General features: G+C 67.1%; 17 protein-coding genes. 12 read left to right on the plus strand and 5 right to left on the minus strand.

Annotation, left to right across the window (positions count from 1 at the left end):
- Positions 1-60: 60 nt before the first annotated feature.
- Both xdhA and xdhB read left to right on the plus strand, forming a co-directional pair.
- Positions 61-1566, plus strand: a complete 1506-nt coding sequence (gene xdhA / locus FYM52_RS12620) for a xanthine dehydrogenase small subunit (RefSeq protein WP_154164347.1) — start codon at positions 61-63, stop codon at positions 1564-1566.
- The gene (gene xdhB / locus FYM52_RS12625) at positions 1563-3890 is read left to right on the plus strand and encodes a xanthine dehydrogenase molybdopterin binding subunit (RefSeq protein ID WP_154164348.1); all 2328 of its coding nucleotides are present in this window, start codon (positions 1563-1565) and stop codon (positions 3888-3890) included. The genes xdhA and xdhB overlap by 4 nt, the downstream gene beginning before the upstream one ends.
- 49 nt (positions 3891-3939) lie before the next feature.
- Here the strand turns inward: xdhB and FYM52_RS19185 are convergent, their stop codons facing one another.
- The 4 genes from FYM52_RS19185 to xdhC all read right to left on the minus strand — a co-directional run bounded on the left by FYM52_RS19185 (position 3940) and on the right by xdhC (position 9200).
- Positions 3940-5910: a sensor domain-containing diguanylate cyclase gene (locus FYM52_RS19185; protein WP_154164349.1), complete on the minus strand. Its 1971-nt coding sequence runs from the start codon at positions 5908-5910 to the stop codon at positions 3940-3942.
- Positions 5911-6069: 159 nt separating this feature from the next.
- Positions 6070-6693, minus strand: coding sequence for a Crp/Fnr family transcriptional regulator (locus tag FYM52_RS12635; protein WP_154164368.1), 624 nt, complete (start codon positions 6691-6693; stop codon positions 6070-6072).
- A 171-nt stretch (positions 6694-6864) separates the two neighbouring features.
- Positions 6865-8160: a urate hydroxylase PuuD gene (locus tag FYM52_RS12640; RefSeq protein WP_154164350.1), complete on the minus strand. Its 1296-nt coding sequence runs from the start codon at positions 8158-8160 to the stop codon at positions 6865-6867.
- A gap of 218 nt (positions 8161-8378) precedes the next feature.
- A complete protein-coding gene (xdhC, locus tag FYM52_RS12645) occupies positions 8379-9200 on the minus strand; it encodes a xanthine dehydrogenase accessory protein XdhC (protein ID WP_370513844.1) in 822 nt (273 codons plus the stop codon).
- A gap of 92 nt (positions 9201-9292) precedes the next feature.
- On the opposite strand from xdhC, the gene FYM52_RS12650 reads away from it, so the two are divergent.
- Positions 9293-9796 carry a hypothetical protein gene (locus FYM52_RS12650; protein ID WP_154164352.1) on the plus strand — a complete coding sequence of 168 codons (504 nt, stop codon included), beginning with the start codon at positions 9293-9295 and terminating at the stop codon, positions 9794-9796.
- Between the two features lie 125 nt (positions 9797-9921).
- Positions 9922-10392 carry a hypothetical protein gene (locus FYM52_RS12655; RefSeq protein WP_231907163.1) on the plus strand — a complete coding sequence of 157 codons (471 nt, stop codon included), beginning with the start codon at positions 9922-9924 and terminating at the stop codon, positions 10390-10392.
- Between the two features lie 63 nt (positions 10393-10455).
- On the opposite strand, the gene uraH is transcribed toward FYM52_RS12655, so the two are convergent.
- Positions 10456-10806 (minus strand): hydroxyisourate hydrolase, encoded by a 351-nt coding sequence (gene uraH / locus FYM52_RS12660; RefSeq protein WP_042414131.1) that lies wholly within the window; start codon positions 10804-10806, stop codon positions 10456-10458.
- A gap of 95 nt (positions 10807-10901) precedes the next feature.
- Here uraH and FYM52_RS12665 point away from each other — a divergent pair, with 95 nt between their 5' ends.
- The 8 genes from FYM52_RS12665 to FYM52_RS12700 all read left to right on the plus strand — a co-directional run bounded on the left by FYM52_RS12665 (position 10902) and on the right by FYM52_RS12700 (position 22653).
- On the plus strand, positions 10902-11579 hold the full coding sequence (locus tag FYM52_RS12665; RefSeq protein ID WP_043384368.1) for a GntR family transcriptional regulator: 678 nt from the start codon (positions 10902-10904) through the stop codon (positions 11577-11579).
- Positions 11580-11617: 38 nt separating this feature from the next.
- Positions 11618-12577, plus strand: a complete 960-nt coding sequence (gene puuE, locus FYM52_RS12670; RefSeq protein WP_042414136.1) for an allantoinase PuuE — start codon at positions 11618-11620, stop codon at positions 12575-12577.
- 78 nt (positions 12578-12655) lie between these two features.
- Positions 12656-14425 (plus strand): 2-oxo-4-hydroxy-4-carboxy-5-ureidoimidazoline decarboxylase, encoded by a 1770-nt coding sequence (gene uraD / locus FYM52_RS12675; protein ID WP_154164353.1) that lies wholly within the window; start codon positions 12656-12658, stop codon positions 14423-14425.
- Between the two features lie 23 nt (positions 14426-14448).
- Positions 14449-15717 carry a M20/M25/M40 family metallo-hydrolase gene (locus FYM52_RS12680; RefSeq protein ID WP_154164354.1) on the plus strand — a complete coding sequence of 423 codons (1269 nt, stop codon included), beginning with the start codon at positions 14449-14451 and terminating at the stop codon, positions 15715-15717.
- Positions 15718-16059: 342 nt separating this feature from the next.
- Positions 16060-17547 carry a nucleobase:cation symporter-2 family protein gene (locus FYM52_RS12685; protein ID WP_154164355.1) on the plus strand — a complete coding sequence of 496 codons (1488 nt, stop codon included), beginning with the start codon at positions 16060-16062 and terminating at the stop codon, positions 17545-17547.
- 198 nt (positions 17548-17745) lie between these two features.
- Positions 17746-20043, plus strand: coding sequence for an NADP-dependent malic enzyme (locus FYM52_RS12690; RefSeq protein WP_154164356.1), 2298 nt, complete (start codon positions 17746-17748; stop codon positions 20041-20043).
- A 323-nt stretch (positions 20044-20366) separates the two neighbouring features.
- Positions 20367-21134 (plus strand): FadR/GntR family transcriptional regulator, encoded by a 768-nt coding sequence (locus tag FYM52_RS12695; protein ID WP_154164357.1) that lies wholly within the window; start codon positions 20367-20369, stop codon positions 21132-21134.
- Positions 21135-21288: 154 nt separating this feature from the next.
- Positions 21289-22653 carry a GntP family transporter gene (locus FYM52_RS12700; protein ID WP_154164358.1) on the plus strand — a complete coding sequence of 455 codons (1365 nt, stop codon included), beginning with the start codon at positions 21289-21291 and terminating at the stop codon, positions 22651-22653.
- The last annotated feature ends 71 nt before the right edge of the window (positions 22654-22724 follow it).

Below are 22724 nucleotides of genomic sequence, written 5' to 3' on the forward strand. Positions count from 1 at the left end.
ATATGTCGCGGCAAGACCCGGATGGCTTAATGAACAAAAACACCGTCAAATTGCAAGACTATGTCTCCACGTCCTCTCCATTTCCTGCGTCGCGGCCAGCCCGTCACGCTGCATGACATCCCGCCGGACCGCACCTTGCTGGAAGTGCTGCGCGAAGACCTGCACTGCACCGGCACCAAGGAAGGCTGCGGTGAAGGCGACTGCGGCGCCTGCACCGTGGTGCTGGGCGAGCGCATGCTGGACGCCGACGGCCAGCCCCGGCTGCACTACAAGGCCATCAACAGCTGCATCCGCCTGGCGCATTCGGTCGACGGCATGGCGCTGTGGACCGTGGAGGACCTGACCCAGGACCCGGACATCCAGCTGCCGGCCGGCCAGCAGTTGCACCCCGTGCAACAGGCCCTGGCCCAATGCCACGGCACGCAATGCGGCTTTTGCACCCCGGGCTTTGTGATGAGCCTGTTCGGCATGTACCAGAACCACGCCCGCGGCGCGGCGCTGGACCGCCAGGGTGCGCAGGAGGCCCTGTCCGGCAACCTGTGCCGCTGCACCGGCTACCGCCCGATCCTGGAGGCCGCCCGCGACATGGCGCAACTGCCCCCGGCCACGGTCGACGCCCCGGCCGTTCTGCAAAAACTGGAGCTGCTGGCGCTCAAGGATGCTGCGATTGAGGCAGAAAACAGCTACCAACGCCCAAGCAGCCTGCGCGAGCTGCTACAACTTCGTGCAGACCACCCCGACGCCCAGATCGTCGCCGGCTGCACCGACGTCGGCCTGTGGGTCACCAAGCAGCACCGCCGCTTCAGCCGGGTGCTGGACGTGACCGCCGCCGCCGAGCTGCGGGCCATCACCCAGACCGAGGGCTGGCTGCGCATCGGCGCCGCCGCCACGCTGGAAGAGGCCTTCGCCGCCCTGCAGGCGCAGTGGCCGCAGCTGCACCGCTTTGCCGCGCGCTTTGCCGGCCTGCCCGTGCGCAACAGCGGCACGCTGGGCGGCAACGTGGCCAACGGCTCGCCCATCGGCGACTCCATGCCGCTGCTGATCGCGCTGGGTGCCCAGGTGGTGCTGGCCAGCGTGCGCGGGGGCCGCAGCCTGCCCCTGGAAGCCCTGTACACCGGCTATCGCCAGAACGTCATGGCCCCGGACGAGCTGCTGGTGCGCATCGACGTGCCGCTGCCGCCGGCCGGCAGCGCAACCCGGCACCTGCGCGCCTACAAGGTCAGCAAGCGCCAGGACGATGACATCTCCGCCGTCTGCCTGGTGCTGCAGGTGACCGTCGACCACGGCACGGTGACCAGCGCCCGCATCGGCGCCGGCGGCGTGGCGGCCGTGCCCGCGCGCGCCGTGCAGACCGAGGCCGCCCTGACCGGCCAGCCCTGGACTGCCGCCACCGTGCAGACCGCCGCGTCCGTGCTGCAGGCGGAGTTCAGCCCCATCTCGGACATGCGGGCCAGCGGCAGCTACCGCAAGCACCTGCTGGGCAGCCTGCTGCAGCGCTTCTGGTTGGAAAGCCAGGGCCAGGCCGGCGCCTCTTTGGAAGACATTCGCGTGGAGGTGAGCGCATGAACGCCCCGGACACCCTGTTGAACACGGCCGCGCAGGGCGCGGTCGGCCAGTCCCACCTGCACGAAAGCGCCCGCGCCCAGGTGCTGGGCCAGGCGCCCTACCTGGACGACATGCCCGAGGTGCGCGGCACCCTGTATGCCGCCCCCATCCTGTCCCGGGTGGCCCATGGCACGCTGCACGGCGTGGACACGCGAGCGGCCCTGGCCATGCCCGGTGTGCGCGGCGTGGTGCTGGCGGCCGACATTCCCGGCGACCCCATCCTGGCCGCCTTCGGCCATGACGAACCGATTTTTGCCCTGGACCAGGTGCTGTACGTCGGCCAGGTGATCGGCCTGGTCGTGGCCGACAGCGTGATGGCAGCGCGCCGCGCGGCGCGCCAGGTCCAGCCGGACATCAGCCCCCTGCCCGCCATCCTGACGGTGCAGCAGGCGCTGGAGGCCGAGCACTATGTGCTGCCGCCCGTGCATGTGACGCGCGGCGACGCAGCCGCTGGCCTGGCGCGTGCCCCCCACCGCCTGCAGGGCACGTTGGAAGTGGGCGGCCAGGAGCACTTCTACCTGGAAGGCCAGATCGCCTACGTGCTGCCCATGGAACAAAACCAGTGGTGGGTCTACTCCAGCACCCAGCACCCGGGCGAGGTGCAGGAGTGGGTGGCCCACGCCCTGGGCATCGGCAACCACGCCGTCACCGTGCAGTGCCGCCGCATGGGCGGGGGCTTTGGCGGCAAGGAAACCCAGGCCGGGCACCTGGCCGTGTGGTCGGCCCTGGCGGCGCGCAAGTTCGGTTGCCCGATCAAGCTGCGCCTGGACCGCGACGACGACTTCATGATCACCGGCAAGCGCCACCCGTTCGCCTACCACTGGGACGTGGGCTTTGACGATACGGGCCTGATCACCGGCCTGAAGCTGCAAATGGCCGCCAACTGCGGTTTCAGCGCCGACCTGTCCGGCCCCGTGGCCGACCGCGCCATCTTCCACGCCGACAACGCCTATTTCCTGTCGGACGTGAGTATCAGTTCCTACCGCTGCAAGCTGCACACCCAGAGCCACACGGCCTTCCGCGGCTTTGGCGGACCGCAGGGCGTGATCGTCATCGAGACCATCCTGGGTGACATCGCCCGCACCCTGGGCCTGGACCCGCTGGCCGTGCGCCAGCGCAACTACTACGACGCCGACGCCAGCTCGCCGCGCGCCGTCACCCACTACCAGATGACGGTGGAGGACAACATCCTGCACCCGATGACCAAAAAACTAGAGCAGGATGCGCGCTACCAGCAAAGGCTGGAGGCCATTTCTGCCTGGAATGCACAGAATCCGGTGCTGCAGCGCGGCCTCGCCATCACGCCGGTCAAATTCGGCATCAGCTTCACGGCCACGCTGTTCAACCAGGCCGGGGCGCTGGTGCATGTCTACACCGACGGCAGCGTGCAGGTGAACCACGGCGGCACCGAGATGGGCCAGGGCCTGAACACCAAGGTGGCCCAGGTGGTGGCCGACGAACTGGGCGTGCCCCTGTCGGCGGTGCAGGTCACCGCCAGCGACACCAGCAAGGTGCCCAACGCCAGCGCCACTGCGGCCAGCAGCGGCACCGACCTGAACGGCCGCGCCGCCCAGTACGCGGCACGCAAGGTGCGCGGCAACCTGGCGGCCTTCGTCGCCGGGCTGGACGGCTGCGGGGCCGGTGCCGTCAGCTTTGCGGGCGGCCAGATCCACACTCCCCAGGGCACGCGCGACTTCCGGGCCGTGGTCAAGGAGGCCTATGCCAACCGCATCCAGCTGTGGAGCGATGGCTTCTACCGCACGCCCAAGATCCACTACGACAAGACCACGCTGACCGGACGCCCCTTCTATTACTTCGCCTATGGCCTGGCCTGCTCCGAGGTGGCCATCGACACGCTGACCGGCGAATCCAAGGTGCTGGCCATCGACGTGCTGTACGACGCCGGCCGCAGCATCAACCCGGCCATCGACATCGGCCAAGTCGAAGGCGGCTTTGTGCAGGGCATGGGCTGGCTGACCACGGAACAGCTGGTCTGGAACGACCAGGGCGTACTGACCACGCACGCCCCCAGCACCTACAAAATCCCGGCCACGGGCGACATTCCAGAGCACTTCCAGGTCCAGCTCTACCAGGAGCCGAACCGCGAGGACAACGTCGGCGGCAGCAAGGCTGTGGGCGAGCCGCCGTTCATGCTGGCCATCAGCGTCTACGAGGCCCTGCGCCACGCCATCGCCAGCGCGCGCGAACGCCAGGGCAAGCGGGGCGTGGTCCAGCTGCAGGCCCCGGCCACGGCCGAGCATGTGCTGCAGGCCCTGCAGCGCTGAACGTTGAACCTTGTGCCCCCGGCCAGCCATGCGCCAGGGGGCGCGGCCCTCAGGCCGCAGGCCGGCTGACGGCCTGCAGCGTGCTGACCTGCCCCACGGCCACCTGGCAACGACCGCGGCGCTTGGCCTCGTAGCAGGCCATGTCGGCCCCGCGCACCGCCTCCTGCGGGGCATGGCGCAAGGCATCCACGGCCACCACCCCGACGCTGACGCTGATCCAGTGGCGCTCGCCCCCCCAGCTGGGCTGCCAGCGCCACACGGCATCGCACAGGGCCTGGGCCACACCCTGGGCATGGGCCAGGCTCAGGCCCGGCAGCAGCACGGCAAACTCATCCCCGCCCAGCCGCGCGACATCGCCCAGCGGCTGGACGTGGCTGTGCAGCAGACGGCCGATGTGGCGCAGCATCTTGTTGCCCATGTCGCGCGAGGTGACCTCGTTCATCATGCCCAGGTGGTCCACATCGACAAACAGCAGACAGCCCTGGGTGGGCACGCGCGCCACCGCGCTGTCGGCCAGGGCTTTGGGCGGCTGCAGGCTGTCCGTCACCCAGGACTGCAGGCTCCACATGAAGGCCTCGCGGTTTGGCAGGCCGGTGAGCCCGTCGCGCCAGGCATGGGCCTCGACCGGCCAGGAGGGCACGCTGCGCCCCTGGCGCCAGGGCAGGCGCAGGCGCCAGACCGTGCTGTCCGGGGCGCGATCGGGAGTCCAGGCCAGCACCTCCACCCACACCCAGTCGCCGTCCTTCTTGCGCAATTGCACCAGCCCCTCGAAGCCGCCCAGGTCGACCAGCGCATGGCGCACCGCCGCCAGCGCCTGCGGGTTCTCAAACAGGTGGTCCAGCGCCAGCACCGACCCTTCCGAGGGGAAATAGCCCAGGATCACGCCCACCTGCGGCGTCGCCACCTGGACCCGCCCGTCCTGCTCCAGCAGCATGGCCACCGGCACGTTGTCCAGCATGGCCAGCGTGCCGGCCACGGGCGGGGTGTCGGCCTCGGCCACCACGCCGCCGGGTTCGCCGTGGCGGTGGGCCACCAGCCCCTCGGCCGTGCCGGGGGCCACCGCAGCGCCCACATGGCGCGGCCAGGGGGCCAGCCAACCCCACAGCGCCCAGACGGCCAGGGCCGTCAGGACGGCCAGCCCCAGGCCCAGCATCAGCCAGGTCTGCACGGGCAGGCCCTGGTTGCCCAGCATGTCGCCCGACATGTCCCGCAGGATCACGGCCTGCCACTGAGGCAGGGGCAGGCCCACCCGCGTCACCAGCCGCGCCCCCCAGGCCACGGTCTGTGCACTGGCGGCCGAAGGCTTGGACAGCGACTGCCACTCTGCCCAGTGGGCCTCCCACAGTTCGCGCGCATTCTTCCAGCGCTGCGTGACATCGGAATGCGCCAGCACCACGCCGTCCGGATCCAGCAGCACGTACTGCAGGCCGGGCACGGCGCCCAGCGGTTCGGGGATCAGGGCGGCCAGGGGCAGCTTGGAGACCGCCGCCAGGGCACCGGCCACCGCACCATCGGCCCGGCGCATGGGCACGGTCAGCAGGACACGCAGGTGGCTGGCGTCTTCCGGCGTCTGGATCTGCACTACATTCGGCTTGCCCTCGGCAATCGTGCGGCGCAGCGCCTCCACCCCGTTGGTGTCGATCTCGACCACCGCGCCACCCAGGCCATGGTGGGTGATGGAGCCGCTGGGCAGGGCCACGTGCAGGCTGTCGAACAACCGCAGCGTGGAACCCTCCTGCTGCATCAGCGCATCCAGCACGGCCGGCTTGTCCAGCAGGCTGGTGTGCATGCCCTGGGCGATCGACACCAGCAGACGCTGCTGGGCTTCCATGCGCGCCGTCAGCATGCGCGCCCACAGGTCGGCCTCGGTGTTCTGCTGGGCCACCAGGCGCTCCTGGGTGCGAGTATCGACCACCTGCACCAGGCACCAGGCGCCAAACGCCGCGACCGTGAGCACCAGGGCCGCCAGCACCAGCACCAGCAGACGCAGTCCGCGCCAGTCGGTCACTGCGTCAGCCACGGGGGCAGGAGCGGGTTTGCTGGAATTGATCACGCCCCACTATAGGCAGGACTGGACGGTGCGTTGTTCCGGTGGAACCCTTGAAGTCTGTGCCCTACAAACGCCAAGGAGGCCCTGCGGCCTCCTGGTTGTGTCACCCTGCTGCGCTGTCGCGTGGGCTCAGATGCCGGCCACGCTTTGCAGTGCGCTGGGCTGGGGCAGGTTCAGCACATTGCCCGTGCCGGCGATCAGGCCGTGTTCGCGCAGGTGGCGCAGCACGCGCGAGAAGGTTTCGGGTGCGATCCCCAGCTGCGCGGCAATCGTGCGCTTGCGCTGGTTCAGCGTGACGCACATGGTGCCGTTGTCGGCATGCTGGGCATGGCGCAGCAGCCACTGGGCGCAGCGGGCCTCGGCATCCTGTGCCAGGCGGCTAACGGCGATTTCCGTCTGCTGGCAGTAGCCCTGGGCCATGTCGCGCACCAGGGTGGCCACCGTGTCCGGCAGGGACTGCAGGCTGTGCTGGAATGCGCCCAGCGAGATGCGGCGCAGGCGCACCCGCGAGTCGGTGACCATATCCACACCACAGCTGCTGCCCGTCAGGGCGAAGGCGGCGTCCAGCCACGCCGGGCCTTCCACCACGCCGAGCTGGTGGCGCATCTGCCCGTCTTCGAGCACACCCAGCACCACGCAACCGCTGTCCAGGTACAGGACCGAGTCGGGACGTGAGCCACGTTGGCGCAGCAGCTGACCGGCGGAAACCACCTCAGCCTGGGCCAATGGATCGAACGATGGAATGTGGAACATGGTCACGGACTGTGCCGCAGCGCTGTCCGGACGGTGTTGAGCCACATCAATAATGAATGCCACGCCAGACGGGCCCCGACCGGCGTGCCGGCCAGCGGTTGCAGCGCCCGCAAAAAAGGCCCGCAACCACGGCTGCGGGCCTGCAGGGATGGGCACGGCCGGCGTACGACCTCAGGGGGTGGGCACGGGCGCTCCGGACTCGAACCACTGCTTGAAGCTGTCGCGCTCCTCTGCGCTCAGGGCGCCGGGATTGCCGAAGGGCATCTTGCGCAGCTGCACCACCTGGGCATAGATCTGCTGGGCATGGCTCTTCACATCGGCGGGGGTGTCGAACTTGACATTCTTTTGCGCGATCGTGGCGGAGCTGTGGCAGACCACGCAGTGCTGCTGCATGATGGCGTGCATTTTTTCATAGCTACCCGCGATTGCTGTACTTGCGCTAGAGGCCGATTCGACCACTGGTTTGGCGGTCTCTCCCTGCACCACGGACTGGCCCACGGGGGCAATCACGGCCGGGTTGGCGGCCACCGCCGCGGGTGGGGCCGGGCGCAGCCAGGCGATGACGCCCAGCAGCACCACCACGCCCACGGCGGCGTACTTCCAGGGGTGGGGGTTGCGGCTCAGCTTGTAGCCGTGGCGCATGACGAAGAACTGGCGGATGGCAGCGCCGGCAAACATCATCAGGATCAGCACCAGCCAGTTCTGCGGGTGGCTGTGCAGCCAGCCATAGTGGTTGGACAGCATGGCAAACAGCACCGGCAGGGTGAAATAGGTGTTGTGCACGCTGCGCTGCTTGCCGCGCTTGCCGTGGATGGGGTCAACGGGTTCACCGGCTTTGATGGAAGCCACCATCTTCTTTTGGCCAGGGATGATCCAGAAGAACACGTTGGCGCTCATGGATGTGGCCAGCATGGCACCGATCAGCAGGAAGGCGGCCTGGCCGGGGAAGATGTGGCAGGCCAGGTAGGCGGCCACGCAGACCAGCACCAGCACCAGCGCGCCGACGGTGGCATCGCCGCCGTCCTTTTGCCCGAAGACGCGGCAGATGCCGTCGTACAGGAACCAGAACACCACCAGGAAGGCCAGGGCCGCGACGATGGCCATCTGGCTGGACATCAGCGGGTTGGCGGGATCAACCAGGTAGATCTTGGCATTCCACAGGTAGGACACCGTCAGCAGCGCAAAGCCGGACAGCCAGGTGGTGTAGCTTTCCCAGTAGAACCAGTGCAGGTGGTCGGGCAACTTGGGCGGTGCGCCTGCAAACTTGACAGGGTGGTAGAAGCCACCGCCGTGCAAGGCCCACAGCTCACCGCTGACGCCCTGCTTTTTCAGGTCTTCATCGACCGGCGGGGTCAGGCTGCTGTCGAGGAACACGAAGTAGAACGACGAGCCCACCCAGGCGATGGCGGTAATGACATGCAGCCACCGCAACAGCAGGTTGGCCCAGTCGAGGATATAGCTTTCCATAGCACTCAACTCCGGCAGCACAAGGGCTGCCCTGGAAGATCAACCTGCTCACCACTGCGGGCGCTCTGAGCAGAAGAATGGGCCGCGCACCTGGGTTGTAACAACATCGTGGGCACCGCTGCGACCTGTCTTTCGTCAAAGTGTATGCAATTTTTGTCGCCAAAAACTGCAAATTCAGCCTGCCCCCGGGCAACTACCAAGGACCCAGCACGGCCCCGTCAGGCGGCTGCAAGCTGCTGGGCCCGCAGCTGCAATAACTGTGCCGCCACGGCGATGGCGATCACTTCGGGCTCCTTGCCCGGAATGCCGGGCAGGCCGATTGGGCAGGTGATGTGGGCGATCTCGGCCGCGCTGAAGCCTCGCTGCGCCAGCCGGCGCTGGAACACCGCCCACTTGGTGGCACTGCCAATCAGGCCCACAAACGGCAGGTCACCCCGCTCGCGCTGGCGCCGCAGGCAGGCAGCGACGATGTCCAGATCCTCGGTGTGGCTGAAGCTCATCACCAGCACCAAGGCCTGCGCGGGCAGGTCGCGCACGGCCGCGTGCACGGGCTCGGAGTGCTCGAAGCGCACCTGCGGCAGCGGCGATGCCGGGAACATGCCGTCCCGGCTGTCCACCCAGTGCACGGCAAACGGCAGCGGCTGCAGCACCCGAACCAGGGCGTGGCCCACATGGCCGGCGCCAAACAGCGCCACCGGCTGGTGCGGTACCTGCAGGCGGTCCAGCACGGCGCCATCGGCGGCGCCCACGGCTGTCAGGCGCAGATCGACCGCCCCGCCACAGCACTGGCCCAGCGAAGGCCCGAGGGCCAGGCGCAGGCTGCGCACCGGCCCGGGCAAGCCCTGGGCCAGCCATGCGCGCGCCAGGCGCGTGGCCTCCCATTCCAGGTGCCCCCCGCCGATGGTGCCGATCAGCCCTTCGGCTTGCACCGCCATCCACGCACCCGGGCCGCGTGGGGCCGAGCCTTGCGTGGCCACCACTTCGACCAGGCACACCGGGGCCTGGCGCACGGCGCCCCGCAGGCGTTCCAAAGCATTCACGAGATCCACCTTGTTTGTTTCATGCACGTCACAATCGCAAGCACAAGTCTTGCCACTTCGTCCCATCCCCGGGATGGCGATAAGCTTGCACCATGACTGACAAGCACCGACCCGGTTCCGAGCATCCTAAACGCCACTGGCTGTGGGGCGGCATGGCCGCCGCCATGACCGCCATCCTGGCAGCCTGCGGCGTGGCGCCCTCGTCCCCGCCACCCGGCAGCGCGGGTGCCGGCACCAGCCGCAGCTCCAGCGCCACCTCGGCCCGCGCCTACCGCCAGGACGCGGCCCGCCACCTGTATGCCCAGAATGCCCCGCGCATCTACAAGGGCCCACTGCCACCGATGCTGTATGCCGTGGGCGTGCTGGAGGTGAACCTGGACCGCAAGGGCAATGTGCGCAGCCTGAACTGGATGCGCGCACCGCGCCATGCCCCCGAAGTCATCCGGGAAATCGAGCGCACGGTGCGCGCCGCCGCCCCTTACCCGGCGCCCGAGCGCGTGCAGGACCGCCTGGTGTGGACCGACACCTGGCTGTGGGACCGCACTGGCATGTTCCAGCTGGACACCCTGACCGAAGGCCAGCGCGACGGAGGCTAGGCCCGATCCATCCAGCGCAGATCGACGGATGCGCTCTGAAAAGCCTTCGCAGCGCCCCGGCCTACAGCCACCCACGTCGCCGGCGACACCACAGCGGCGGCCCTGCGACCTATGCTGGCCACATGATGACCACCCCGCCCCTTGCGCCGCAGCCACGCTCACGCCGCCACTGGCTGCTGGGAGGCCTGGGCTGCGTCGCCGCCGCTGCGCTGACCGCCTGCGGCATCCCCATGCCCTTGCCAGGCGCACGCACCGAGCAGCGCGCCTCCACGGCCTACGAGCAAAAGGCCGCACGCCACCTGTACCAACGCTATGCCGCGCGCATTTACCGCGGACAGCTGCCCGCGATGCTGTACGCCGTGGCCGTGCTGGAAATCCATGTGAGCGGCAATGGCCAGATCCGTCGCCTCAGCTGGATGCGCCTGCCCAGCCATGCACCAGAAGTGGTCAGGGAGATTGAGCGCATGGTGCGCGCTGCCGCACCATTTCCGCCCACCGGGGCTGGCAATCTCATCTACACCGACACGTGGCTGTGGGACCGCTCCGGGCGCTTTCAGCTGGACACGCTGACCGAGGGACAGCTTCCGGGCGGCTAACCAGCGCCAGCCATCAAAAAAAGAGCGCCCAGCGCTCTTTTTTTGATGGTGCCAGCCGCCCGCTCAGGAGCCGCGGTAGGTGGAGTAGCTCCAGGGACTGACCAGCAGCGGCACGTGGTAGTGCTGGTCGGCGTGCGCCACGCCGAAATCCAGGTGCACCACATTCAGGAAATTGGGCTCGGGAAGTTGCACACCTTTTGCTTTGAAGTAGCCTGCCACATCAAAGGACAAGCGGTAGGTCCCCACTTTGAGGCTGTGGTTGTCAAAAAGTGGAGCATCGGTGCGACCGTCGTGGTTCAGGGTCAGGCTTTTCAGCAGCGTGACCTTGTCGCCCTCGAGCGCAAACAGCTGTACCTGCATGCCGGCCGCGGGGCCGCCGTGCATGGTGTCCAGAACGTGGGTACTCAAGCCCATGGGGGTAACTCCTCAATGTGACGCAGCCGCCGTGCAGCCGCTTGTTTACCAAAAGTGTATACAATTTTTGCTCAAACGCATCTATGATGATCCCTATGGAAACATCCTCCACCAGCGCCATCGCCGACGCCCTGACGCGGGCCATCGTCGAGCACAAACTGCTGCCCGGCACCAAGCTGGCCGAGCAAAAGCTCGCCGACCATTTCGGGGTGTCGCGCACCCTGGTCAGGCAAGCTTTGTTCCAGCTGTCGCAAAACCGGCTGGTCACCCTGGCGCCGGCCCGCGGTGCGTTCGTGGCCACCCCCTCGGTCGAGGAAGCCCAGCAGGTGTTTGCCGTGCGCCGCATGCTGGAAACCGAGATGACGCGCGCCTTTGTGCGCCAGGTCAAGCCCGCGCAGATCAAGGCGCTCAAGGCCCACATCACGGCCGAGAAGAAGGCCATGGACCGCAACGACGTGGGTCAGCGTACCGAGCTGCTGGGCGACTTTCACGTGGTCATGGCCGAGCAGATGGGCAACCACGTGCTGGCGCAGATTCTGGGTGAGCTGCTGTCGCGCTGCGCCCTGATCACGCTGATGTACCAGAGCGCCAGCGCCGCCGAACACTCGCACGAAGAGCACGAAGCCATCGTCACGGCCCTGGCCGCCAAGGACGAGGCCCTGGCCGTACGCCTGATGCAGGAACACCTGCAGCACGTGGAAGAAGGCCTGACCTTCGACCGCGACATGCCCTCCAGCGACCTGTCCATGGCGCTGTCCGGCATCGCCGCCTGACCCCTGTCCTTGTCCCCCTGTTTTTTGCGCCTGCCCGTATGACCTACAACGCCACCGCCCCCTACCCCCGCGACCTGATCGGCTACGGCCGCCAACTGCCCCAGCCGCAATGGCCCGGCCAGGCACGCGTGGCCGTGCAGTTCGTGCTGAACTACGAGGAAGGCGGCGAGAACCATGTGCTGCACGGCGATCCGGCCAGCGAGCAGTTCCTGTCCGAAATGTTCAACCCGGCTGCCTACCCGGCGCGCCACATGAGCATGGACGGCATCTACGAGTACGGCAGCCGCGCCGGCGTGTGGCGCATCCTGCGCGAGTTTGAAAAGCGCGGCCTGCCGCTGACCGTGTTCGGCGTGGCCACGGCCCTGCAAAAGCACCGCGAGCTGGCCCAGGCCTTTGCCGATCTGGGCCACGAGGTGGCCTGCCACGGCCTGAAGTGGATCCACTACCAGAACGTGCCCGAGGAGATCGAGCGCGCCCACATGGCGCAGTGCATGGAGATTTTCGAAGACCTGTACGGCCACGAGGGTGACCACGGCCTGGGCTGGTACACCGGCCGCGACAGCCCCAACAGCCATCGCCTGGTGGCCGACGATGGCCGCTTCGCCTACGACAGCGACTACTACGGCGACGACCTGCCGTTCTGGATGCGCCTGGAAAAGACCGATGGCAGCCACCACCATCAGCTCATCGTGCCCTACACGCTGGACGTGAACGACATGCGCTTTGCCCTGCCCCAGGGCTATTCGCACGCCGATCCGTTCTTCCAGTACATGAAAGACACCTTCGACACGCTGTACGCCGAGGGCGACCCCGCCGGCGAGAACGCGCCCAAGATGATGAGCATCGGCATGCACTGCCGCCTGCTGGGCCGCCCCGGCCGCATCACCGCACTGCAGCGCTTTCTGGACCACATCCAGCGCCACAGCCACGTCTGGGTGTGCCGCCGCATCGATCTGGCGCGCCACTGGGCCCAGCGCTTCCCGGCGCCTGCGCTGTGAACGCAGCTTGATTGCCAAATTGGCATCCAGCCCTTATCCATCCTGCGTCAGCAGCTCTATTTTTTGACAGGAAGCACCATGGCCCTGACCCTGGAACAACTCAACACCGCTGACACCGCCAGCGCCGTGCAACTGCTGGACGGCCTGTACGAGCATTCGCCCTGGATTGCCGAAGCCGCGCTGGCACAGCGCCCGTTCAAGTCGCTGGCCCACCTCAAGCACGCCATGGTCCAGGTGCTGGCCCAGGCCTCGCCCGAGGCGAAACTGGGCCTGATCCGCGCCCACCCGGAGCTGGCCGGCAAGGCCATGGTGGCCCAGTCGCTGACCGCTGAATCCACCAACGAACAGAACACCGCCGGCCTGACGGCCTGCACGCCCGAGGAATTCGCGCGCATCCAGCAGCTCAACGCCGACTACAACGCGCGCTTCGGCTTTCCCTTCATCCTGGCCGTGCGCGGCCCGCGTGGCACTGGGCTGAGCAAGGCCGAAATCATCGACACCTTTGCGCGCCGCAGCTTCAACCACCCGAACTACGAGCGGGCCGAAGCTCTGCGCAACATCCATCGGATTGCAGAGATTCGCCTCAACGACAAGTTCGGCTACACCCCCACGCTGGGCAACGATGTCTGGGACTGGCAGGAAAAGCTGGCCCAGCACAGCGAACCGGGCTATGCCGAGAAGGGCCAGCTCACCGTCACCTACCTGACCGACGCCCACCGCGCCTGCGCCCAGCGCATCAGCCACTGGATGCGCGACTGCGGCTTTGACGAGGTCGAGATCGACGCCGTGGGCAACGTGGTCGGCCGCTACCACCCGGCCCAGGCTGGCGCCAAGTACCTGCTGACCGGCAGCCACTACGACACCGTGCGCAACGGCGGCAAGTACGACGGCCGCCTGGGCATCTTCGTGCCCATGGCCTGCGTGCGCGAATTGCACCGTGCCGGCAAGCGCCTGCCCTTCGGTATTGAGGTGGTGGGCTTTGCCGAGGAGGAAGGCCAGCGCTACAAGGCCACCTTCCTGGGCTCGGGCGCGCTGATCGGCGACTTCAAGCCCGAGTGGCTGGAGCAAAAGGATGCCGACGGCATCACCATGCGCGAGGCCATGCAACACGCCGGCCTGTGCATCGACGACATCCCCAAGATCCGGCGCGATGCCGCGCAGTACCTGGGCTTCATCGAAGTGCACATCGAGCAGGGCCCGGTGCTCAACGAACTGGACCTGCCCCTGGGCGTGGTCACCTCCATCAACGGCGGCGTGCGCTATGTGTGCGAGATGTATGGCACCGCCAGCCATGCCGGCACCACCCCCATGGACCGCCGCCACGACGCCGCCCTGGGCGTGGCCGAGCTGGGCCTGTACCTGGAGCAGCGCGCGCGGCAGGACGGCGACAGCGTGGCCACCATCGGCATGCTGCAGGTGCCCAATGGCTCGATCAACGTGATTCCTGGCCGCTGCCTGTTCAGCATGGACCTGCGGGCCCCCACCGACGCCCAGCGCGACGCCATGGTCCAGGATGTGCTGGCCAAACTGGAAGAGATCGCCCGACGCCGCGGCCTGCAGTACAAGACCGAGCTGGCGATGCAGGCGGCCGCCGCCCCCAGCGCCCCCGACTGGCAACTGCGCTGGGAGAAGGCCGTGGCCGCACTGGGCGTGCCCGTGTTCCGCATGCCCAGCGGCGCCGGCCACGACGCGATGAAACTGCACGAAATCATGCCCCAGGCCATGCTGTTCACGCGCGGCCTGAATGGTGGCATCAGCCACAACCCGCGCGAATCCACCACCAGCGACGACATGCAGCTGGCCGTGGAAGCCTTCAGCCACGTGCTGCAGCAACTGGCCGTGCAATAACACCCACCGACACGAGACACCCCATGAAGCAAGACCGCCAAGCCACGTACGCCGCACTGGACGCCTGGATCGACCAGCACTTTGACGAGCAGGTGCAGTTCCTGCAATCCCTGGTGCAGGTGCCCACCGACACGCCGCCCGGCAACAATGCCCCGCATGCCGAACGCACGGCCGAGCTGATCCAGGCCTTCGGCTTTGAGGCCGAAAAGCACGTGGTGCCGGCCCAGGCCGTGAAGGACTACGGCATGGAGTCCATCACCAACCTGATCGTGCGCCGCCCCTATGGCTCGGGCGGCAAGACGATTGCCCTGAACGCCCACGGCGACGTGGTGCCGCCCGGTGAAGGCTGGACCAAGGACCCGTATGGCGCCCAGATTGAGGACGGCAAGATGTACGGCCGCGCCACGGCGGTGAGCAAGAGCGATTTTTCCACCTTCACCTTCGCCGTGCGCGCGCTGGAGGCCGTGGCCAAGCCCGCCCGGGGCGCGGTGGAGTTGCACTTCACCTACGACGAGGAGTTTGGCGGCCTGCTCGGCCCCGGCTGGCTGCTCGAGCAAGGCCTGACCCGGCCCGATCTGATGGTGGCCGCGGGTTTCAGCTACGAAGTGGTGACCGCCCACAACGGCTGCCTGCAGATGGAAGTGACCGTGCACGGCAAGATGGCCCACGCTGCCGTGCCCCACACGGGGGTGGACGCGCTGCAGGGCGCCGTCGCCATCATGAACGCGCTGTATGCCGAGAACACCCGCTACCAGCAGGTGACTTCACAGGTCCCCGGCATCAAGCACCCCTACCTGAACATCGGCCGCATCGAAGGCGGCACCAACACCAATGTGATTCCCGGCAAGGTGGTGCTCAAGCTGGACCGCCGCATGATCCCCGAGGAGCACCCGGCCGAGGTGGAAGCCAGCATCCGCGCCGTGATTGCCCGCGCCACCGCCGACTTCAACACCCAGCGGGGCTACACCGGTGAGGACGCCGTGCGCGTGGACATCAAGCGCCTGTTGCTGGCCAACGCCATGACCCCGCTGGCCGGCAACCAGCCCTTGGTGGAGGCCATCCAGACCCACGGCGAAGCCGTGTTCGGCACCAAGCCCCCCGCCGTGGGCACGCCGCTGTACACCGACGTGCGCCTGTACGTGGAGCGCGGCATCCCCGGCGTGATCTACGGCGCCGGCCCCCGCAGCGTGCTGGAAAGCCACGCCAAGCGGGCCGACGAACGCCTGGAGCTGGAAGACCTGCGCCGCGCCACCAAGGTGGTGGCGCGCAGCCTGGTCGACCTGCTGGCCTGATCCCCGGCGCTTCACGCCCCGCCCCTCCAGCCCGGTTGCGACCGGGCTTTTTCATGCCTGTGCCCAGCGGGCGTGCATCTTGCTTGTTTCTAGGAAAGAGCCCCAGCATGGGGCATGCCCGCTTTCACATGTCGAAAAGCCCTTTTGTGTTTCAAAACACAAACCGGACACGGCGCACGGGCATGCACCAGCAAGGGGCAAACCCCTAGGAAATCAGGCCTCCACCCGGGATTTCTAGAGGTCCTAATCCATCCTATTTTGTATACACTTTTTGTATGGATGACTGCATGCAAGCCATGCAGCACAACCACACCACCCTACAAGGACTCCAAGGAAGACCCCATGCAGACCACTGTGCATCCTGTCGATGAAAAGCTCCCTCTAGGCCGTGTGACGGCGCTGGGCCTGCAGCATGTGCTGGTGATGTACGCCGGCGCAGTCGCCGTGCCGCTCATCGTCGGCCGGGCGCTGAACCTGCCACCCGAACAGGTGGCCATGCTGATTTCAGCCGACCTCTTCGTCTGCGGTCTGGTCACGCTGATCCAGGCCATGGGCTGCACGCAGTGGTTCGGCATCAAGCTGCCGGTGATGATGGGCGTGACCTTTGCCGCCGTAGGCCCCATGGTGTCCATGGCACAAAGCACCGGCGGCCATGCCGGGGCCGGCCTGATCTTCGGCTCGGTGATCGGCGCTGGGGTGGTCTCCATCCTGATCGCGCCGGTGGTCAGCCGCCTGCTGCGTTTCTTTCCGCCCGTGGTCACTGGCACCATCATCACTGTGATCGGCATCAGCCTGATGCGCGTGGGCATCAACTGGATTTTCGGCAACCCCGTGGGGCCGACCGCCCCATCCGTGCCTAACCCCGAACACCTGAAATGGCTGACCGAGGCACAGGCCATGGCCGGCGCACCGGGCACCTCGCTGCCACCGGTGCCCAAAGGCTTTGCCGTGGTGCCCACCATCCCCAACCCCAAGTACGCCGACCTGACCGGCATTGGGATCTCGGCCATCGTGCTGCTGACCATCCTGTTCGTGGCCCGCTTCGGCAAAGGCTTTCTGGCCAACATCTCGGTGCTGCTGGGGATTGTGGTGGGTGGCGCGATCACCGCCGCCATGGGCCTGATGGACTTCCACAAGGTGGCAAATGCCCAGTGGTTCAACCTGGTGCTGCCCTTCGAGATCGCCGCCCCGGTGTTCGATCCGGTGCTGATCCTGACCATGACCCTGGTGATGGTGGTGGTGATGATCGAGTCCACCGGCATGTTCCTGGCCTTGTCCGACATGACCGGCAAGCCCATCAACCAGGATGAGCTGACGCGCGGCCTGCGCACGGACGGCCTGGGCACGCTGATCGGCGGCATCTTCAACACCTTCCCCTACACCAGCTTCTCGCAGAACGTGGGCCTGGTCGCGGTCACCGGGGTCAAGAGCCGCTGGGTCTGCGTGGCAGGCGGGGCCATCCTGATCCTGCTGGGCCTGCTGCCCAAGATGGCCATGCTGATAGAGTCCCTGCCCACCGTGGTGCTGGGCGGTGCCGGCTTGGTGATGTTTGGCATGGTCGCCGCCACCGGCATCCGCATCCTGTCGACGGTGGACTTCATCCGCAACCGCAACAACGCCATGATCGTGGCGGTCTCGATCGGCGTCGGCATGATTCCGCTGGTGGCGCCCAATTTCCGCCAGTGGATGCCCCATGCCATCCACCCACTGATCGAATCCGGTATCCTTCTGGCCTCGATCGCCGCCGTGCTCCTGAATGTCTTCTTCAACGGAGCTCGTGGCGATACCCAAGCTGTTATCAATGCCGCACGCCAGGCCGACGCGCACTGACCCAGTCTGCCTTCGCCCGTAGCCCGGACATCCCCGGGCCCCACGAAGCCCCCTGCCCACGCCGCAGGGGGTTTGCGCCTTGAGCTACGCTTATTGCAGCGCACAAACCGTTCATCTATTGGAAAGACCCGACCTAGGGTAAGCTCTAGGTCAGCAAGCCTTCAGGCTTGATCTGCCAGATTCACGAGATATTTTTGTATGACGCAAACCCTGTCCACCGCTGAACAAGCCCTGCGCGATGCTGCGCGTGAGTACCACGCAAGCCCCAACAAGGGCAAGATTTCGGTGACCCCCACCAAGCCACTGTCCAACCAGCGCGACCTGTCGCTGGCCTACTCGCCAGGCGTGGCCTACCCCTGCCTGGACATCCAGGCCGATCCCTCCAAGGCTTTTGACTACACCGCCCGCGGCAACCTGGTCGGCGTGATCACCAACGGCACGGCCGTGCTGGGCCTGGGCGACATCGGCCCTCTGGCCGGCAAGCCCGTGATGGAAGGCAAAGGCTGCCTGTTCAAGAAGTTCGCCGGCGTGGATGTGTTCGACATCGAACTGGCCGAACGCGATCCCGACAAGCTGATCGAGATCATTGCCTCGCTGGAACCCACGCTGGGCGGCATCAACCTCGAAGACATCAAGGCGCCCGAGTGCTTCTACATCGAGCAGGAACTCTCCAAGCGCATGAACATTCCCGTGTTCCATGACGACCAGCACGGCACCGCCATCATCTCCAGCGCCGCGCTGCTCAACGGCCTGGAACTGGTGAACAAGCAGATCGACCAGGTCAAGGTCGCCGTCTCCGGCGCCGGCGCCGCGGCGATTGCCTGCGTGAACGTGATGGTGGGCCTGGGCGTGAAGCGCGAGAACGTCTTCATGTGCGACTCCAAGGGCGTGATCTACGAAGGCCGCCCCGGTGGCCTGGACGCCTCCAAGGCCCAGTACGCCCAGAAGACCGACGCCCGCACCCTGGCCGACGCGGTCAACGGTGCCGACGTGTTCCTGGGGTGCTCGGCCCCTGGCGTGCTGACCGCGGAGATGGTCAAGACCATGGCCGACAAGCCCATCATCCTGGCACTGGCCAACCCTGAGCCGGAAATCCGCCCCGAGCTGGCCAAGGCGGTGCGCCCCGACTGCATCATCGCCACCGGCCGTTCGGACTATCCGAACCAGGTGAACAACGTGCTGTGCTTCCCCTACATCTTCCGTGGCGCGCTGGACTGCGGCGCCACCAAGATCACGGAAAGCATGAAGCTGGCCTGCGTGCGCGAAATCGCCGCCCTGGCCAAGCAGGACGTGAGCGACGAAGTGGCCGCCGCCTACCAGGGCAAGGAACTGAAGTTCGGCCCCGACTACCTGATCCCCACGCCCTTCGACACGCGCCTGATCCTGCGCATTGCCCCCGCCGTGGCCCAGGCCGCCGCCGAATCCGGCGTGGCCACCCGCCCCATCGAGGACATTGCCGCCTACCGCGAAAGCCTGACCCGCTTCGTCTACCAGACCAGCATGTTCATGCGCCCCGTGTTTGCCGCCGCCAAGGCCAAGCTGCAGCGCGTGGCCTATGCCGAAGGTGAAGACGAGCGCGTGCTGCGTGCCGTGCAAGTGGCCGTGGAAGAAGGCCTGGCCAAGCCCATCCTGATCGGCCGCCCCGCCGTGATCGAAGCGCGCATTGCCAAGGCCGGCCTGCGCCTGCAGCCCGGGGTGGACGTGGAAATCTGCAACCCCGAGGACGACCCCCGCTTCCGCCAGTACTGGGAGGCCTACCACCAGCTGATGGGCCGTGACGGCGTGACACCCGAGACCGCCAAGTCGGCCGTGCGCCGCTCCAACACCCTGATCGCCGCGCTGATGGTCAAGCTGGGCGATGCCGACGCGATGCTGTCGGGCCTGGTTGGCCGTTTCGACCGCCACCTGGACCACATCGAGACCGTGCTGGGCCACAAGGCCGGCGCCGACCGCCTGGCCACCGTGAACGCCGTGATGCTGGAAGACCGCACCCTGTTCATCGCGGACACCTACATCAACGAAGACCCCACAGCCGAAGAGCTGGCCCAGATCGCTCAGATGGCGGCCGACGAAGTGGCCCGTTTTGGCATCCCCCCCAAGGTGGCCTTCCTGTCGCACTCCAACTACGGCTCCTCCAGCCGCAAGTCGGCGCTGAAGATGCGCGCGGCACGCAACCTGTTTGCCGCCGCCAACCCCGGCATCGAATGCGACGGCGAAATGCACGGCGACGCCGCGCTGGACGCCAAGGTGCGCGAGCGCACGCTGCTGGACAGCAGCCTGTCCGGTGAAGCCAATGTGCTGATCTGCCCCAACCTGGACGCCGCGAACATCCTGTTCAACGTGCTCAAGACCACCTCCGGCCACGGCACCACCATCGGCCCCATCCTGATGGGCGCCGCCGCCTCGGCCCATGTGCTGACACCTTCGTCCACCGTGCGCCGCGTGGTCAACATGACCGCACTGGCCGCCGCCCAGGCGATTGCCCGCAAGGCCTGATCGCCCGGCCCCCGGCACCAGCCCTTGGCCCTGTGGCTAAGGGCTTTTTTCATGACCGCTTCATTTTTGAAAGCAGCTTGCGCTTGTGCAGCAATGAATTGATTGCTTCATCATTGCAAAATCCTTTTCCAATGAGCGCAAAACGCTCTTTTTATTGAAGCACAATCCATTCGCTCCGCCCCATGCGACCCGCCCGCGCTGAACCGAAGCGCGCCGCTGTGCCATCACCGCCACCCTGCCAAAGCACGCGCCCCTTGGGGTACAGTAACTGCAACTTCTCCCTGCAGGCGGCCCTGACCGCCCCGATACCCCCCCCCCACCGCATGCCAGTGTCCTTTGAGCCCGTCAAGGCCGGTACGTCGCTTGCCGATCAAGTGGCCCAATCCCTCGAATCCAGCATTCGGCAGGGCCAGTTGCGCCCGGGCGACCGCCTGCCCACCGAAGTGGCCATGGTCGCGCAGTTTGGCGTCAGCCGCACCGTGGTACGCGAGGCGATCTCGCGCCTGAAATCCAGTGGCCTGGTGGAATCCAAGCAGGGCAGCGGCGTCTACGTGCAGGCGGCCCGCATCGAGCCACTGGACCTGGACAAGACCCAGGCCGCCTCGCAGGAGGCGGTGATCCAGATCGTCGAAGTGCGCCGCGCCCTGGAGGCCGAGGTGGCCGAGTTGGCCGCCGCGCGCCGCAACCCCGAGGACCTCCGCCGCATCCACGCGGCCGTGCAGGCCCTGGCCGATGCGGTGCAGCAGGGCCGCGACGGGGTCAGCGAGGACGTGGCCTTCCACCGCGCCATCGCCCAGGCCGCGCGCAACCCGTTTTTGCTCAACACCCTGGACTACCTGTCCCAGATCCTGGCCGGCGCCACGCGCGTGACCCGGGCCAATGAAGCGCGGCGCACCGATTTTTCCACCGCCGTGACGCAGGAGCACGCCGGCATCGTGCAGGCCATCGAGGCCGGCGACCCCGCCGCGGCCCGCGCCGCCGCCACCGCGCACATGAACAACGCCATTTCCCGCATCCGCCAGGCCGATCCTGCCTTCTGGGCGCAGGATGGCCGCCGCTTGGCCCAGGTGCTGCTGCCGGACGCGCTGTAAAACGGCGCGCCGGCGCAACACCCCACGCGTGGTCGTCAGGCATACGCACTTTCCCGGGGTTTCTTGGTGCGAAAAATTTGTATGATGACAATATAAGCAGGCAAAGCAGCGGTGCTGCGCGCCTCCCTGATTACAAACTTCGAGACACATTTCCATGTCCACCCTTGCCCTCCTGAGCATTGCCGGGGGCAGCATCGCGCTGCTGCTCGTCCTGATCATCCGCCTGCAAGTCCACGCCTTCGTAGCGCTGATGCTGGTCAGCCTGCTGGTGGCCCTGGCCACCAACATCCCCGTGGCCGAAATCATTCCCACCCTGATCGCCGGCATGGGCGGCACCCTGGGCTCAGTGGCCATCCTGGTGGCGCTGGGCGCCATGCTGGGCCGCATGATCGAGGTGTCTGGCGGCGCCAACACCCTGGCACAGCGCTTCACCCAGATCCTGGGCCCGCGCCGCGTGCCGGCCGCCCTGACGGCCGCAGCCCTGGTGCTGTCCATCCCCGTGTTCTTCGACGTGGGCTTCATCATCCTGATCCCCATCATTTACGGCTTCTGCAAGGCCGCGGGCGTCAACCCCGTCAAGTACGGCCTGCCCGTGGCCGGCATCATGCTGGCCACCCACGTGGTGGTGCCCCCGCACCCCGGCATCGTCGGCGGCGCGGCCGTGCTGTCGGCCGATGTGGGCTGGATCACGCTGATCGGCCTGGCCACCTGCATTCCCCTGGCCTTCCTGGCCCAGTACGTGGGCGGCAAGCTCAACCGCCGCGACTACGCGATGCAGCCCGATGCCGAAGCCCAGTTCCACAAGTTCGGCACCGACGCCTCGACCCCCTCCACGTCCAGCAAGCTGCCCAGCGTGGCCGCCGTGCTGACGCTGATCCTCGCCCCCCTGGCACTGATCATGCTGGGCACCACCGGCGCCACCTTGCTGCCCAAGGGCGACAGCCTGCGCAACCTGATGTCGTTCACCGGTGCCCCGGTGTTCGCCCTGATGGTCGCCATCGGCCTGGCCTTTGTGCTGCTGGTGCGCCCCCTGGGCTGGACCCGCACCCGCACCAATGAGGTGATGGAATCGGCTCTGCCTGCGGCTGCGACCGTGATCCTGGTGACCGGCGCCGGCGGCGTGTTTGCCAAGGTGCTGACCGTCAGCGGCATCGGCACCGCCCTCTCCCAGGCGCTGGCCGGCACCGGCCTGCCCCTGATCCTGCTGGGCTTTGTGATCTCCCTGGCGCTGCGTGCCGCCCAAGGCTCGGCCACCGTGGCCATCCTGACCACCTGCGGCCTGCTGGCCGAAAGCATCAACGGCGGTGGCTACAGCGCCCTGCAGGTCGCCATCCTCACGGTGGCCATCGGCTTCGGTGGTCTGGGCCTGTCGCACGTGAACGATTCGGGCTTCTGGATCGTCACCCGTTACCTGGGACTGAGCGTGGCCGACGGGCTGCGCAGCTGGACGGTGCTGACCACCATCCTGGGGCTGGCCGGCTTCCTGCTGACCTGGTTGATCTGGGTCCTGGCGTCCTGATCCAGCTCTTGTCTTCTTCCACGCCGGGCCTGCCCGGCGTTTGCGTTTGCTTCCGCAACATCCTCTTTCGA

Source organism: Comamonas sp. CAH-2 (genome assembly GCF_009668305.1).
Taxonomy (GTDB): Bacteria; Pseudomonadota; Gammaproteobacteria; order Burkholderiales; family Burkholderiaceae_C; genus Comamonas; species Comamonas aquatica.

What these genes read in the sequence shown, in the direction of transcription:
- FYM52_RS12685 (WP_154164355.1), top strand. Translation starts at nt 16,060, where the DNA reads ATGCAGACCACTGTGCATCCTGTCGATGAAAAGCTCCCTCTAGGCCGT.
- FYM52_RS12665 (WP_043384368.1), top strand. Translation starts at nt 10,902, where the DNA reads ATGGAAACATCCTCCACCAGCGCCATCGCCGACGCCCTGACGCGGGCC.
- xdhB (WP_154164348.1), top strand. Translation starts at nt 1,563, where the DNA reads ATGAACGCCCCGGACACCCTGTTGAACACGGCCGCGCAGGGCGCGGTC.
- puuE (WP_042414136.1), top strand. Translation starts at nt 11,618, where the DNA reads ATGACCTACAACGCCACCGCCCCCTACCCCCGCGACCTGATCGGCTAC.
- FYM52_RS12650 (WP_154164352.1), top strand. Translation starts at nt 9,293, where the DNA reads ATGACTGACAAGCACCGACCCGGTTCCGAGCATCCTAAACGCCACTGG.
- FYM52_RS12680 (WP_154164354.1), top strand. Translation starts at nt 14,449, where the DNA reads ATGAAGCAAGACCGCCAAGCCACGTACGCCGCACTGGACGCCTGGATC.
- uraD (WP_154164353.1), top strand. Translation starts at nt 12,656, where the DNA reads ATGGCCCTGACCCTGGAACAACTCAACACCGCTGACACCGCCAGCGCC.
- FYM52_RS12635 (WP_154164368.1), bottom strand. Translation starts at nt 6,693, where the DNA reads ATGTTCCACATTCCATCGTTCGATCCATTGGCCCAGGCTGAGGTGGTT.
- FYM52_RS12655 (WP_231907163.1), top strand. Translation starts at nt 9,922, where the DNA reads ATGACCACCCCGCCCCTTGCGCCGCAGCCACGCTCACGCCGCCACTGG.
- uraH (WP_042414131.1), bottom strand. Translation starts at nt 10,806, where the DNA reads ATGGGCTTGAGTACCCACGTTCTGGACACCATGCACGGCGGCCCCGCG.
- FYM52_RS12640 (WP_154164350.1), bottom strand. Translation starts at nt 8,160, where the DNA reads ATGGAAAGCTATATCCTCGACTGGGCCAACCTGCTGTTGCGGTGGCTG.
- FYM52_RS12700 (WP_154164358.1), top strand. Translation starts at nt 21,289, where the DNA reads ATGTCCACCCTTGCCCTCCTGAGCATTGCCGGGGGCAGCATCGCGCTG.
- xdhA (WP_154164347.1), top strand. Translation starts at nt 61, where the DNA reads ATGTCTCCACGTCCTCTCCATTTCCTGCGTCGCGGCCAGCCCGTCACG.
- FYM52_RS12690 (WP_154164356.1), top strand. Translation starts at nt 17,746, where the DNA reads ATGACGCAAACCCTGTCCACCGCTGAACAAGCCCTGCGCGATGCTGCG.
- FYM52_RS12695 (WP_154164357.1), top strand. Translation starts at nt 20,367, where the DNA reads ATGCCAGTGTCCTTTGAGCCCGTCAAGGCCGGTACGTCGCTTGCCGAT.